Source organism: Acidovorax sp. LjRoot117, from assembly GCF_964252695.1.
In the GTDB taxonomy this organism is placed as follows: domain Bacteria; phylum Pseudomonadota; class Gammaproteobacteria; order Burkholderiales; family Burkholderiaceae_C; genus Acidovorax.
Genome location: NZ_CAXUPO020000014.1, coordinates 1 through 12,656 on the forward strand (window position 1 = coordinate 1; position 12,656 = coordinate 12,656).

Consider the following 12,656-nt stretch of genomic DNA (forward strand, 5'->3'; position numbering starts at 1 on the left):
GCTGGCATCGAGCCTTCGGTGGGCAGCAAGGGCGACAGCTGCGACAACGCCCTGGCCGAGACCATCAACGGCCTGTACAAGGCCGAACTGATTCACCGCCGGGCTCCATGGAAAACCAAGGAAGCAGTCGAGTTCGCCACGCTCGAATGGATATCGTGGTTCAACCACCATCGCCTGCTCGAACCCATCGGGTACATCCCGCCTGCTGAGGCTGAGGCAAACTACTACCGGCAACTCGCCAGTCAGGCCACGGTGGAAGTGGGCTGACTTAAACCAAACAGCCTCCGCGAAACCCGGGGCGATTCAATTGCGGTGGTGGGGGAGGGCCGGCAGTACGCAGTGCATGCGGACCACCTGAACACCCCGCGGAGGCTGACGCAGGAGGACACAGGGTGGCCTGGGCGCTAGCCGCCCTCGGTGGGCAGCCCGTTTTCATCCCACTCGGGCAGGCCGCCGCGCAGCCAGTACACCGAGGTGAAGCCCTTGCCCGCCGCCACCTTGGCGGCCTTGTACGACTTCCAGCACTCGGCGCCGTTGCAGGCAAAGATCACCGGTTTGCCCTTGTCCAGCTGCGGGACCTTGTCCAGTGCGGCAAAGTCGTCCTGCGCGGCGTTGAAGGCCACATCCTTGAGGCTTTTTTCCACATAGGCTGCAAACACTGCGCCGCGGATGCGCTTGGCCTTGTATTCCTTTTCGGTGCGGGTGTCGACCAGCGTGGCACCGCGCGCCAGCAGGTCGCGCGCCTCCTTGGCGCTCACGCGGTTCACGCCCGGCAGGCTGCTGGGGGTGAACAGGCCCAGCTCGGCCAGGCGCTTGTACTCGGTGCCCTCGGGCCGCACCGCCACGGCCGGCAGGCCTGCGGTGGTGGACGAGGTGCCGAACCACTGCGCCAGCTTGTTGCGCGTCTCGGCGGGCAGGTCCTTCTTCACGACCACCGAGAAGCCGCCGGGCACCGGCTGCGAGGTGGCGAGCACGCGGGCCGTCTTGGGGTGGGCGGCCGACCATTCGGCCCATTCGTCCTCGCGCACCACGGTCGCGTCGGCGGAGCCCAGGGTCAGCGCGGTCAGGCCCGCCTGGGGGAATTTTTCGTACTGCACGCTGCGCAGGTCCTGGAACGACAGCCCGGCCTCGTTGAGCATGCCGCGCGCCATGTAGGTGTAGACCGAGTCCTGCTGCGGCAGGTACAGGCGGCGGCCCTTCATGGCCGCCACGGCGTCGACCTGCTGCACGCCCACCAGCAGGTACTTGTCGGATTTTTGCGTGGCACCCACCAGCTCGTAGCCGCGCTGCAGGGCCGACGCGGCCACCTGGGGCGGCCCGATGAAGATGTCGAAGCCCGCACTGCGCGTGGCGCGCATCACATCGGACAGGTCTTCGCTGGTGGTCACCGTGACGGCCTGGCCGGCGGCCTTGGCCAGCCCGGACTCGGCCGCGCTGCGCAGGATGGTGTTCGCCGCCTTCTTGGCGGTGGGCTCCACGGCCACCAGTGCCGTGAGCTGCGCCTGGGCGCCGAATGCAGCGGTGGCCAGCAGCCAGGCCGCACAGAGCTTGCTGGTCCCGATCGATCTTCGCCCGTGGTTCATGGCGCCCTCTCCTTTCCTTGGAAAGGCCAATATGCCTCAGGCCATCTCGGGATGCACGAATGTTTCCATATGCTTATTACTATTACATCTTTTGACAATGTATCGGATGGATGGGGTGGGGTTTCGGCGCACAGAATGCGGCTTCCATCCGCAAAGGCCCGCAGCAGGAGGCGTGCGCTCCCCGCCATGTGTGTTGCTGTTTGTGTTGTTCGACTTACAACTTCCCGGAGACCGAACCCATGAAAGATTCCATGACCCTTCCGCGCCGGCACCTGCTGGCCGGGAGTGCCGCCGCCCTGAGTGCACTGGGCCTTGCCGGCTGGAGCGGGCGTGCCGCAGCCCAGGCTGCGGCCCCCAAGCCCTTGCCGGCTTACGCGGGGTGGAAGTCTTCCGACGCGTTGATCGTGCACAGCAGCAGCACGCTGGAGACCAAGCGCTCCGCGTTCGGCACCAGCGTGATCACGCCGTCGAACCAGCTGTACGTGCGCAACAACCTGCCCGCGCCCGACGCGGCCATCCTGAACGACCGCGACGCCTGGACCGTGGCCTTTGAAGGGGTGAAGAACCCGCGCAGCCTCACGCTGGCCGAGCTCAAGACCCTGGGCGTGGAGACCGTGGCCACCGTGCTGCAGTGCTCGGGCAACGGGCGCGGCTTCTTCCCCAGCAAGCCCAGCGGCACGCCCTGGGCCGTGGGCGCTGCAGGCTGCGTGGTGTGGAGCGGCGTGCCGCTGCGCAACGTGGTGGCCGCCCTGGGCGGGCTGGCCGATGGCGCGGTGTACCTCACCGGCACGGGCGGCGAGAAGCTGCCCGAGGGCGTGGACCCGCTGTCGGTGGTGGTGGAGCGATCGGTGCCCGTCAAGGCGACCGACGACGCGCTGCTGGCCTGGGAGATGAACGGAGAGCCCATCTCGCTGGCCCACGGCGGCCCGCTGCGGCTGGTGGTGCCGGGCTACCAGGGCGTGAACAACATCAAGTACGTGCAGCGCGTGGCGTTCACCAGCGCCCAGTCGCAAGCGCGCATCATGTCGCACGGCTACCGCATGTCGCCCCCCGGCACCAAGGCCGCGCCCGACCAGCCCTCGGTGTGGGAGATGGGCGTGAAGTCCTGGATCAACGGCCCGCTGCCCGAGAAGGGCACGCTCAAGGCCGGGCTGGTGCAGGTGCACGGCGTGGCCTTCGGCGGCACGCAGGCCGTCAAGGGCGTGGAAGTGTCGGTGGACGGCGGCAAGACCTGGCAGGCCGCGCGCCTCATCGGCCCCGACCTGGGCAAGTTCGCCTGGCGCCAGTTCGTGCTGCCCGTGCAACTGGGCGCGGGCACCCATGTGCTGGCCAGCCGCGCCACCGACGCGGCGGGCACGGTGCAGGCCGAGCAGCGCGACGAGAACGTGGGCGGCTACAACAACGCCAGCTGGCGCGACCACGCCGTGACCATCACGGCAGCATGATGGGGCGCCTGTTTGCGACGCTGGCTGTAGCCTTGCCCTTAGGGCTGGGGGCGGGCGCCGGCTGGGCCGCCGATGCCGCCGAGCTGGCGCGCGGCAAGGAGCTCTTCACCAAGATCCAGCCCGCCTGCGCCGTGTGCCACACGCTGCAGGCCGCGGGTGCCGAAGGCCAGGTGGGCCCGGTGCTCGACGAGCTCAAGCCCGATGCGCCGCGCGTGCTTCGGGCGCTGAAGGCGGGCATCGGTGTCATGCCTTCGTATGCCGAGCGCATGAGCGAGAAGGACATGAAGGCGGTGGCGAGCTTCGTGGCGCACGCCACCGGGGCTGCCAAGTAGACGAGGCGCGACGGCATTCGGTTGCCGCCCTCGGTGCTTTTCACCGCCGTGCAAGGCAACCGCGCGACCTCACGGGGCCGCGCGGCGTGGTCATGCTGTGCCCTAGCCGTGCTCAGGCCGTGGTGCGCGTCGGCAGCAGCGCCGCAGGGCGAGGGCTGCGCTCCAGTCCCTGAAAGTCGAAGTCCACCTGCGGCACCCGCCCGCTCACGATGTCGGCCAGCGCCTGGCCCGAGCCGCAGGCGTGCGTCCAGCCCAGCGTGCCGTGGCCGGTGTTGAGGAACAGGTTGGCGAGCTTCGTCTTGCCGATCAGCGGCACGTTGCTCGGCGTGGCGGGGCGCAGGCCGGTCCAGAACTGCGCCTGGCTGGCGTCGCCCGCACCGGGAAAAAGCTGCTCCACGCGCCGCACGATGGCGTCGCAGCGAACTTGGTTCAGGTGGCGGTCGTAGCCGTTCAACTCCGCCGTGCCTGCGATGCGCAGCCGGTCGCCCTGCGCGCTGGTGTAGCGCGAGAACACGAGCTTGAACTCGTCGTCCGTCAGGCTCACCTGGTGGGCCCGGGCCGCGTCCTTCACCGGCATGGTCACCGAATAGCCCTTGGCCGGGTAGATCGGCAGGCGAATGCCCAGCGGCTGCGCGAGCAGCGGGCTGAACGAGCCCATGGCCAGCACGAAGGCATCGCCCTGCACGCGCTCGAAGCGGCCCTCGGGCGTGGTCACCTCCACATGGTCGATGCGCCCCCCGGCCTCGCGCAGCGCGGTGATGTGGTGGCCCAGCCGGAACTGCACGCCCGCCGCCTCGCAGAGGGCGGCCAGCGCGCGCGTGAACTGGTTCGCGTCGCCCGATTCATCCTCGGCGGTGAAGGTGGCGCCCGCGAGCTGTGGGCGGATGTGGGCCAAGGCCGGCTCGATGCGCACGGCCTCGTCGGCGCTGATGACCTGGCGCTCGCAGCCCAGGGCGCGCATCTGCTCCGCGGGGGCCAGGGCGCCGTCGAACTCCTTGGCGTTGGTGTAGAAGTGCAGGATGCCCTGGGTGCGCTGGTCGTACTGGATGCCGGTGGCCGCGCGCAGCTGCTGCAGCACGCTGCGGCTGTAGGTGCCCAGGCTCACGATCTGCTCGATGTTGTGGCGCGTGCGCGCCGGCGTGCAGTTGCGCAGAAAGGCCAGGCCCCAGAGCCACTGGCGCATGTCGGCGCGCAGGCGGAACAGCAGCGGCGCGTCTTCCTGGCCCAGCCACTGCAGCACCTTGAGCGGTGCGCTCGGGTTGGCCCAGGGCTCGGCGTGGCTCACCGAGATCTGCCCGCCGTTGGCAAAGCTGGTCTCGGCGCCGGGCGCGCCCTGGCGGTCGATGACGGTCACGTCGTGGCCGAGTTGCGAGAGGAAGTAAGCCGAAGTCACGCCGAGCAAGCCGGCGCCAAGAACGATCACGCGCATGGTTCAGAACCTTTTGAAGGTCTACCGCCTGCCAGGCGTGCGCTACCAGCTATGAATTCAATAGCAATGCAGCTGGCGCACGTCTGCCAGGCTGCCGCTCCCCCTGTCCTTGGTACCTGAGAGATTCACCGCCGCGCCCACATGGCGTGCGGTTTGCTCCTTCGGTGCGCCACCACGCCGATAAGGGGTGGGGCGGCTCTCCAGACGGCTTTGATGAATGGGCAGTACGGGACCTGAGCGTGTATGGGAGTTTGCGCCTTCGGTGCAGCAGCGGGTGGTGCCCGCCGTGCTCTCCTGCTGGGCGGATTCTAGGCGCGGCCTCGCACCCGTGGCCGCGCCGCAGGCGCTAATGCACCGCAACGTTTGCTGATGCAACAGGCCGCTGAAGCCGGCCCGAAGCGGTTCAGGCGCCCTGCGGGAAGACGGCCTCGCCCAGGTTGAGCATGAGGCGGTTGGCCCAGGCGAACAGGGCGCTGGCGTGAAGCGCATCCAGAATCTCCAGGTCCGACAGGCCCGCCGCGCGCAGCGGCTGCAGGTGCTGCGCACCGAAGGTGCCGGGGCTGCGGGTGAGTGCCAGCGCGGCCTGCACGATGGCGCGCTCGCGGGCGTTGGTGCCCGCCTGGTCGGGGTCGGCAAAGATCTGCGCCATCACGTCGTTGCGCCGCGCCAGTTGCTCGAAGCGCTGGGCATGCACCGAGGCGCAGTACACGCAGCCATTGGCGCGCGACACCGCCGTGCTGGCCACCTCGCGCTCAGCGCGGGAGAGGCCGCCGGGCGCGTACATGATGGCGTTGAAGGCCTGCGAGCGCTCCGACAGCACACGGGCTTGGTGCACCAGCAGCAGGTAAAAATCCGAGCTGCGCGCCTTGGGGTGGCTCAGGTCCAGCACCGCCTGCTGCTCGGGCGTGGCGATGGCGGGGTCCACCACCTCCAGCCACGAAGCCCAGCCCAGCGTCTCGCTGGTGTAGCCGTTCAAACGCAGCGGCTCGCCGGGTGCGGGCAGGTTGGCAGGGTGCACGAAGGGCGCGGCCTCGGCGGTGTCCGGTGCGGGCGGCGCATCGCCTTCGCCACCCAGCGCGTCCAGCGCCGCCAAGCCCGCCACCAAGCGCAGCTGGTACGTCACGAAACCGATGAGCTGCGCCAGCAGCACCGTGTCCGGCACCGACAGGCCGGCGGCGGGCAGTGCCAGCAGGGCGGCGCGGTCGCTGCGGTCCGGGTGGGTGGCGAGCGTGCGGGTGAACTGGGCCACGGCCTGCAGGCGCGCGTCGGCGGGGGTGCTGCCGGGGTGTTGCAGCAATTCCTGCAGTGGCTGCGAGAGCACGGTGTGGGCGGTGCTTTTCAGTACCTGGTCGCGGTAGTGCGCTGCCAGCAGGGGCATGCCGCTGGCCTCGGCGATATCGCTGGCCACCCACAGGCGCTCGGTATGGCTCAGCGTGCCGGACAGGTCGGCGCTGAACAGGGCGTCGTAGCAGCCCTGCGTGGCCACGGCCACCTTGTCGCGCGCATGGCGCGTGGCGAACGCGGGCCGCTCGGGGGAGAGGGCAAGCAGGGTGTCGATGGTGTCTTGGCTGGACGTGGTTGGATTGGTGTCAGAGGTGGTGGTCATGGGGTGTGCAATCCAGAAGAGGAGGCCGCGCGCAGGCGGCCGGGCGCGTCAGGCGCGGTCGGGTTGGGGCAGGGGCTGGGCGTTCGGCGTGACGTGGGGCTGGGCCTGCAACTGCTCGACGCGCTGCGCCGTATCAGCCACCGTCCATTCGTCGCCCACCAGTTCGGGCTCGGCATAGGCCTGCAGGTTGGCAAAGTGCTGCTCGATGTCTTCGCGGTAGAACAGGCTGGCCAGCCCCTGCGCCAGCCGCCGCGCGCCGTCGCTGATGGCCGGGATGTCGCCCGACACGGTGCCGTGCGACAGCGCCGCGGGGTAGCAAAAGCAGTGGATGCGTTCCAGGCCCGGGCAACTGCCGGGAGTCTTTGGCTGAAACTCGAACACCGGGCCCAGGTCGGGCGAATCGGCCAGCTCCTGGTCTTCATCGCCCGGTGCGGGCTGGTAGCGGGCGCTCCAGGCGCGCACGTGCGGCGCGATGTGCGCGAACTCGGGCTTTTGCAGCCAGTCGATGGCAAAGCCGGTGGAGACGATCAGGAAGTCGAGCACGAAGGTGCCGCGGGGCGTGGCCACGCGCAGGGTGTTGCCCTGCTGCTCCACCCGCTCCACCGGGCAGCCCAGGTGGAAGTGCGCATTGGGGTGGCGCGACACGCGCAGCGTGCTGCCGTGCGGCGGCGGCACCTGCTGCACGTTGATGTAGTGGCGCAGGCGCCACTTCCAGGCATCGGGCAGGTCGTGGTGGCCGTGCGTGAGGCCCGGCACGCCCGAGCCCTTGGACTTGTTGATGCGGGGCAGGTCGTTGCGGCGCACCAGCAGGTCGACGCTGGCGGCGCCGCTCTCGAGCGCCGTGGCCGCGCTGTCCATGGCGGATGAACCCGCGCCCACCACGCCCACGCGCAGGCCGCGCAGCGTGGCGTAATCGAGCACGTCCGACGAATGCGCCCAGCGGCTGCGGTCCACGCCCTGCATGAAGGCCGGGATCTGCGGGCCGCCCAGGCCGTCGCGGCCGGTGGCCAGCACCACGCGGCGCGCCAGCCAGGTGGCGGCGCCCTCGGGGCTTTGCACATTCACCTCGACCAGCGCATCGGCCCGCGGGCGCAGGGCGGTGACGGCGTGCTCGTTGCGCACGTCGGCCCCGGTCACGCGGCGGTACCAGCGCAGGTAGTCCATCCACTGCAGGCGCGGGATCTTGTCGAGTGCAGCCCACGCAGCACGCCCCCATTGCGCTTCGAACCAGGCACGAAAGGTCAGGCTGGGCAGGCCCAGCGCAGGGCCCGTCAGCTCCTTGGGCGAGCGCAGGGTTTCCATGCGCGCGGTGGTGGCCCAGGGGCCTTCATGGTCGCGCGGCGCGCGGTCGAGCAGCACGGCGCGGATGCCCAGTTGCGCCAGCGCGGCAGAGGCCGCCAGGCCCGCCTGGCCCGCGCCGATGATGAGCACATCGACCACGGCCTGGCCCGCGTGGCTGCGCGGCGGCACCCAGCTGCGCGCCGGCCAGCCCAGTGTGGACAGGTCGTCCTTCAGGCGCTGCTCCAGCGCAGCCAGGCCGGTGCTGGCTGGGGAGGGGTGGTTGGTTTCTTCGTTCAGTGGCATGGGGTCGGAGGTTTCCCCCGCGGCAATGGTGCCGCGGTGCGAAGCCAGCAGTTCAGTCGATGCTGATTTTCGCGTCCTTCACCACCTGCGCCCATTTGTTGCGGTCGGCGTGCACCGTCTGGCGGAACTGCTCGGGTGTTTCGATGCGCACCGTGTTGCCGTTGGCCTCGAAGCGGGCGCGCACGTCGGGCAGCTCCAGCACTTCGCGCACGGCGGTGTTGAGCTTCTTCACGATGGCCGCGTCCGTGCCCTTGGGCGCGAAGATGCCGAACCAGATCGAGCTGTCGAAACCCTTGGTGCCCGGCAGCCCGCTCGATGCGATGGTCGGCACCTCCTTCACGGCGTTCACCGGCTTGGCGGTGGTCACGCCCAGCAGGCGCACCTTGTCGGCCTTGTAGTGTGGCAACACCGTCTGCACCTGGTTCATGATGCAGCAGGTCTCGCCCCGCACCACCGACGCGATGGCCTCGGGCCCGCCCTTGTAGGGCACATGCACCATGTTCAGGCCCAGGCGGGCGTTGAACTCGGCAAACGCCATGTGCGTGCCTGCGCCGTTGCCGGTGGACGCGAAGTTGTACTTGCCCGGGTTGGCCTTGACCAGGTCCACAAATTCTTTGAGCGTCTTCACGTCGATGACCGTGGGATTGATGGTCAGCACGTTCGACACGTCGATCAACGGCGCCACGGGCACGAAGTCCTCTTCCACGTCGAACGGCAGCTTCTTGTACAGCGCGGCGTTGCTGCCGTGCGTGGCCGCAGTGCCAAAGGCGAAGGTGTAGCCGTCGGGCTTGGCGCGGGCCACGTATTCGCTGGCGATGTTGCCGGCCGCGCCGGACTTGTAGTCGATGATGACGGGCTGGCCCAGGCGCTGGGCCAGGGGCTCCTGCACGGAACGGGCGATCACGTCCACGCCCGAGCCGGCCGGGAAGCCGAGGATCAGCGTGATGGGTTGCTGGGGCCAGGTGGCGGGGCCGGCGGCGTGCACTGCCGTGGCGGCGAGCCACGAAGCGCAGGCGAGCGCGACGGCTGGAATCCAGCGGAGAGAGGGCAGGGCGCGCATGGAGAAATCCTTCAATGGGTGTGCAGCAGGGATGCGCTATTGTGGGAAATCCAACATGTGCGACGTCGTATATGCATATGGCCGCCCCGTGCAGGGCCGCGTTGCCGTGCCGTTGAAAACGCAACAGCGCGGCGTGCCAGGCACGCCGCGCTGCGGGGGCTGCGATCAGCCGGTCGGTGGATCAGCGGATCAGCGGATCAACGATCCGTCGTCCATCAATTGCGGCGCGGGTTGTCGGGCTGCTGGTCGCGGCGGTTGGAGACGCCGTCTCCATCACGGTCGCGATCATGGCGGTTGGAGACGCCGTCGCCGTCCCGGTCCCAGCCACCGCGCTGGAATTCCCAGCGGCCATCGCGTTCAGCCCAGTGCGGCTGGCGGTATTGGTGGCCGGCGCGGGCCTGGACCCAGTGGCCCCGCACCCATTGGTAGCGGTTGCCGCGCCACTCCCAGTGGCCTTCTTCCCAGACCTGGCCACGGCGAGGGCGTGGCACGGCTTCGCGGCGTGGGGGCGGTGGCGCAGGGATGACCTGGTAGGTCTGCGTGGGCGTGTACCCGCGGTCTGTCTGCACGATGACGGTGCCCGGCTGCGCAGCCTGTGCAAAGGCAAGGGGCATCAGCGCTGCGAAGGCCAGCGATGCGGCGGTCAAGGTGTGGCGATGGTTCATTGTCTACTCCTGGTGGCTGGCGTGCCCGCTGCTGCACAGTGGCAGCTTGAAAACGGGGCACGCAGCATTCGGCATGAAGCCGGAGGCCGGGCCGGGGTGGCGCATGGTGCCTGCCCCGGGCCGGTTCGTGGTGCAGATCAGTTGCGGTACGGGTTGTCCGGGCGGCGGTCGTGGCGGTTCGGGACGCCGTCACCGTCGCGGTCCCAGCCGCCGCGGCGCATTTCCCAACGGCCGTCGCGCTCCACCCAGCGGGGTTCACGGTAGGCGTAGCCGGGGCGGGCCTTCACCCAGTAACCCTGCATCCACACGTGGCGGTTGCCACGCCATTCCCAGTGGCCGGGCACCCATGCCATGCCGCGGCGGGGGTGCGGTACGGCTTCGTGGCGGGGTGGTGGTGGGGGGCCGTACTGAACCAGGACGGGCGCGCCTTGGACCACGACGGGCGCACCTGAGTGGTACTGGTGCTGCCCCGATTGAATGACAACGGTGGCACTGTTTTGTGCTTGCGCCACCGTTGCGGCGCCCAGCGACAGCAGGGCGATGGAAACAGCGGCGAGTGCATGACGGGCCATGACGATCTCCTCAAAATGATTCTTTGCAGAACCGAGGACTCGATGGTGATCATCCTGCGTCAAGCCGGTGTAGGGGATTTGCGAAGTCTTGTGAAGTTGTGTTTCCTGCCCGGCTGTACGCCCCCGCAAATGTGAACTCCGTCACGGTTCACCCTTGGTGCAGTGCAGCAAACGGCCCCCTGCACCTGTCTTCACCTGTCTTCACCCCTCAGCGCCACCACACGAGCGCAGACACCGCCATCAACGGCACCCATGCCGGATGCCTGCCGCGCGTGGCGTAGAACACCAGCAATCCGCTGGCCAGCGTGGCCACGCCCGCCACATCGGCCACCCATGCGGCCAGTGCGGCATCGGTCCACGGCATGCTGCCCAGGCGCCAGAGCAGCGCGCTCAGGGCCAGGCCCAGCACGGTGGTCAGGTGCCAGGTGGCCCACAGGATCCGGACCTGCGGCTCGCGCAGCACCGGCCGGCCCGCGGTGGGCACCACGCCCTGCGTGCGCAGCCCGCGGAACACCAGGATCTCGCCCAGCACAGCGTGGGCCAGTGCCACCACGGCCAGCACCGCGGCGGCAAGCAGGAAGAGGGGGTTCATGGCGCAGCCTTTCCTGAATCTCGGCGGTCCGGCGTGAAAGCGGTGGGCCGCGCTGCGCACAGCGCCAACGCGGGCGGCAGCACCAGCCAGAAGCCCGACGGCGGCATCAGCACGATGCCCAGCACCGCCAGCGCCAGCAAGCCCACGCCCAGCGGGCGCTGCGTGGCGGCGGCGGCTGCGCCGCCATGGCGTTCCAGTTGCAGCACGACCCAGGCCAGCAGTGCGAACAGAAGGCCGAACAGCACGAACCACACTACGGCGCCGATCTGCGGGTCGTGGCGGACGCTGGCCAGCACGCCGCGCCGCACGATTTCGCGCAGGGGCTCGGTGAACACCACGAGCGCATAGCCCATGTGCAGGGCCGCCACGGCCAGCAGCCATGGGCCCTTCCAGCGGTCGCGCAGCGGGTTTGGCAGGGGGCGGTCAGCGGCGAGGTGTGTAATGGGCGTGGCGGGTGGTGAGGGCGTGGCGGTGAACCCAGGGGTTGGTGGTGCGCACCTGCGCGCCCATGCGCGTGAGCAGGTGCATCAGCCCCATCCACAGGCGCTCGAACGACGGCATCTCGGGCGGCACGCCCGCCATGTGGCGGCCGAGCACGCGTTGCTGTTCGGCGTTGGGCAGGGGCGGCGGCTGCTTGTGGCGGAAGTCGAAGACCTCGGCAGTGAAGGGCTCCAGCTGCCAGTCCTGCATCCCTGCGAGCAGCGGCATGGTGGTGCTGAACTCCTGTGCACTCAGGCCACTGCCGACCAGCCCCAGCGCCTGGTAGGCCTGCAGCACCTGCAGGTCCCGCGCGGCGCTGGCAGGCTGCAGCAGCGCCGACCAGGCCTGCAGCACGCCGGCGCGAAATGCGGGTGACAGCGCGCGTGTGCAGCCGAAGTCCAGCACGCCCAGGTGGCAGTCGCCATCGCCCACCGGCAGGAAGAGAAAGTTGCCAGGGTGCGGGTCGGCGTGCACGCGGCCCAGCGCAAAGATGCAGTGCAGGTACCAGTCCCACAGCCGCTGCCCGGCCTGGTTGCGCTGCGCCTGCGTGGGGCCGGTGGCCAGCCAGGCATCGAGGTGCAGGCCGGGCAGATGCTGCTGCGTGAGCACCTGGGCGCGCGTGTGCGACGCGATGGGCCGCGCCATCGCCACGCCGGGCCACGCGGCGTGCTCGGCGAACCAGGCCAGCTCTTCGGCCTCCTGGAGGTAGTCGACCTCGCGCAGCAGCGTGGCCTCGATCTCGTCCATCACGCTGTCCACGATGGGCGCAGCGGGCAGGGGCATGTCGGTGTGCGCCAGTGCCCTGAGCGCGGTGCGCATCAGCTGCATGTCGCTGGCAATGGTGGCGGCGATGCCCGGGTACTGCACCTTCACCGCCACCGCCCCGTGGCCCGCCAGCTGGGCGTGGTGCACCTGGCCCAGGCTGGCCGCGGCAAACGCCGTGGGCTCGAATTGGTCGAACAGCGCCTCGGGCTCCTGCCCGAACGCCTGGCGGAACACGCGGCCCACCAGCGCGCGGTTCAGCGGCAGCGCCTGGTGCTGGCCGCGCGCCAGCTCGCGGCGCACGCCGTCGGGCAGCAGGCCCGGGTGCATGCTCAGCATCTGCGACACCTTGAGGGCGGTGCCGCGCAGCTGGCCCAGCGCGCCGAAGAGGATGCGGCCCAGCGCTGCCTCGTGGTCGGCCTGGGACTGCTCGGACGGCGTGCGCACGCTGTGCCCGATGCGCGCCAGGCCGATGCGCGCCGCCGCCACGCTGGTGATGGCGCCGCGCGCCAGGCGGCTGGTGCGGGGCGGGGTGTTGCGGGCCAT

Annotated in this window: 13 protein-coding genes and 1 riboswitch; of the genes, 3 read left to right on the forward strand and 10 right to left on the reverse strand. The window is 69.8% G+C overall.

From position 1 onward, the window contains the following. Positions 1-267, forward strand: a 267-nt coding sequence (locus ACSQ3D_RS24110; protein WP_436128549.1) for an integrase core domain-containing protein, incomplete at its 5' end; no start/stop codon positions are given. 137 nt (positions 268-404) lie between these two features. Here ACSQ3D_RS24110 and ACSQ3D_RS24115 read toward each other — a convergent pair. After that, on the reverse strand, positions 405-1,583 hold the full coding sequence (locus tag ACSQ3D_RS24115; protein ID WP_082486049.1) for a rhodanese-like domain-containing protein: 1,179 nt from the start codon (positions 1,581-1,583) through the stop codon (positions 405-407). Between the two features lie 239 nt (positions 1,584-1,822). Here ACSQ3D_RS24115 and ACSQ3D_RS24120 point away from each other — a divergent pair, with 239 nt between their 5' ends. Together ACSQ3D_RS24120 and ACSQ3D_RS24125 are read left to right on the forward strand one after the other, a co-directional pair. Beyond that, the gene (locus ACSQ3D_RS24120) at positions 1,823-3,028 is read left to right on the forward strand and encodes a sulfite oxidase (protein WP_436128550.1); all 1,206 of its coding nucleotides are present in this window, start codon (positions 1,823-1,825) and stop codon (positions 3,026-3,028) included. Beyond that, on the forward strand, positions 3,025-3,360 hold the full coding sequence (locus ACSQ3D_RS24125; RefSeq protein ID WP_326938742.1) for a c-type cytochrome: 336 nt from the start codon (positions 3,025-3,027) through the stop codon (positions 3,358-3,360). The genes ACSQ3D_RS24120 and ACSQ3D_RS24125 overlap by 4 nt, the downstream gene beginning before the upstream one ends. A gap of 112 nt (positions 3,361-3,472) precedes the next feature. Here the strand turns inward: ACSQ3D_RS24125 and ACSQ3D_RS24130 are convergent, their stop codons facing one another. The 9 genes from ACSQ3D_RS24130 to ACSQ3D_RS24170 form a co-directional block, all read right to left on the reverse strand. After that, entirely contained in the window at positions 3,473-4,789 is a 1,317-nt protein-coding gene (locus ACSQ3D_RS24130) for a D-amino acid dehydrogenase (protein WP_396504942.1), read from the reverse strand. A 93-nt stretch (positions 4,790-4,882) separates the two neighbouring features. Continuing rightward, a riboswitch (glycine riboswitch) is annotated at positions 4,883-5,003 on the reverse strand. Between the two features lie 189 nt (positions 5,004-5,192). Next, positions 5,193-6,395, reverse strand: coding sequence for a CMD domain-containing protein (locus tag ACSQ3D_RS24135; RefSeq protein ID WP_436128551.1), 1,203 nt, complete (start codon positions 6,393-6,395; stop codon positions 5,193-5,195). A gap of 48 nt (positions 6,396-6,443) precedes the next feature. Continuing rightward, the gene (locus ACSQ3D_RS24140; RefSeq protein WP_436128552.1) at positions 6,444-7,979 is read right to left on the reverse strand and encodes an NAD(P)-binding domain-containing protein; all 1,536 of its coding nucleotides are present in this window, start codon (positions 7,977-7,979) and stop codon (positions 6,444-6,446) included. A 52-nt stretch (positions 7,980-8,031) separates the two neighbouring features. Further along, positions 8,032-9,039: a Bug family tripartite tricarboxylate transporter substrate binding protein gene (locus tag ACSQ3D_RS24145; RefSeq protein WP_056420614.1), complete on the reverse strand. Its 1,008-nt coding sequence runs from the start codon at positions 9,037-9,039 to the stop codon at positions 8,032-8,034. Between the two features lie 215 nt (positions 9,040-9,254). Then, entirely contained in the window at positions 9,255-9,704 is a 450-nt protein-coding gene (locus ACSQ3D_RS24150) for a YXWGXW repeat-containing protein (RefSeq protein ID WP_056420258.1), read from the reverse strand. A 137-nt stretch (positions 9,705-9,841) separates the two neighbouring features. After that, the gene (locus ACSQ3D_RS24155) at positions 9,842-10,276 is read right to left on the reverse strand and encodes a YXWGXW repeat-containing protein (protein ID WP_056420254.1); all 435 of its coding nucleotides are present in this window, start codon (positions 10,274-10,276) and stop codon (positions 9,842-9,844) included. A gap of 208 nt (positions 10,277-10,484) precedes the next feature. Beyond that, positions 10,485-10,868, reverse strand: a complete 384-nt coding sequence (locus tag ACSQ3D_RS24160; RefSeq protein WP_056420251.1) for a hypothetical protein — start codon at positions 10,866-10,868, stop codon at positions 10,485-10,487. Then, positions 10,865-11,311 carry a DUF6463 family protein gene (locus ACSQ3D_RS24165; protein WP_436128610.1) on the reverse strand — a complete coding sequence of 149 codons (447 nt, stop codon included), beginning with the start codon at positions 11,309-11,311 and terminating at the stop codon, positions 10,865-10,867. Before ACSQ3D_RS24165 ends, ACSQ3D_RS24160 begins: the two co-directional genes overlap by 4 nt. Next, positions 11,292-12,656 carry an ABC1 kinase family protein gene (locus tag ACSQ3D_RS24170; RefSeq protein ID WP_436128553.1) on the reverse strand — a complete coding sequence of 455 codons (1,365 nt, stop codon included), beginning with the start codon at positions 12,654-12,656 and terminating at the stop codon, positions 11,292-11,294. The genes ACSQ3D_RS24165 and ACSQ3D_RS24170 overlap by 20 nt, the downstream gene beginning before the upstream one ends.

Coding starts and splice junctions, on each gene's coding strand:
- ACSQ3D_RS24135 (WP_436128551.1), bottom strand. CDS start 6,395: ATGACCACCACCTCTGACACCAATCCAACCACGTCCAGCCAAGACACC.
- ACSQ3D_RS24130 (WP_396504942.1), bottom strand. CDS start 4,789: ATGCGCGTGATCGTTCTTGGCGCCGGCTTGCTCGGCGTGACTTCGGCT.
- ACSQ3D_RS24120 (WP_436128550.1), top strand. CDS start 1,823: ATGAAAGATTCCATGACCCTTCCGCGCCGGCACCTGCTGGCCGGGAGT.
- ACSQ3D_RS24125 (WP_326938742.1), top strand. CDS start 3,025: ATGATGGGGCGCCTGTTTGCGACGCTGGCTGTAGCCTTGCCCTTAGGG.
- ACSQ3D_RS24150 (WP_056420258.1), bottom strand. CDS start 9,704: ATGAACCATCGCCACACCTTGACCGCCGCATCGCTGGCCTTCGCAGCG.
- ACSQ3D_RS24140 (WP_436128552.1), bottom strand. CDS start 7,979: ATGCCACTGAACGAAGAAACCAACCACCCCTCCCCAGCCAGCACCGGC.
- ACSQ3D_RS24160 (WP_056420251.1), bottom strand. CDS start 10,868: ATGAACCCCCTCTTCCTGCTTGCCGCCGCGGTGCTGGCCGTGGTGGCA.
- ACSQ3D_RS24170 (WP_436128553.1), bottom strand. CDS start 12,656: ATGGCCCGCAACACCCCGCCCCGCACCAGCCGCCTGGCGCGCGGCGCC.
- ACSQ3D_RS24115 (WP_082486049.1), bottom strand. CDS start 1,583: ATGAACCACGGGCGAAGATCGATCGGGACCAGCAAGCTCTGTGCGGCC.
- ACSQ3D_RS24155 (WP_056420254.1), bottom strand. CDS start 10,276: ATGGCCCGTCATGCACTCGCCGCTGTTTCCATCGCCCTGCTGTCGCTG.
- ACSQ3D_RS24145 (WP_056420614.1), bottom strand. CDS start 9,039: ATGCGCGCCCTGCCCTCTCTCCGCTGGATTCCAGCCGTCGCGCTCGCC.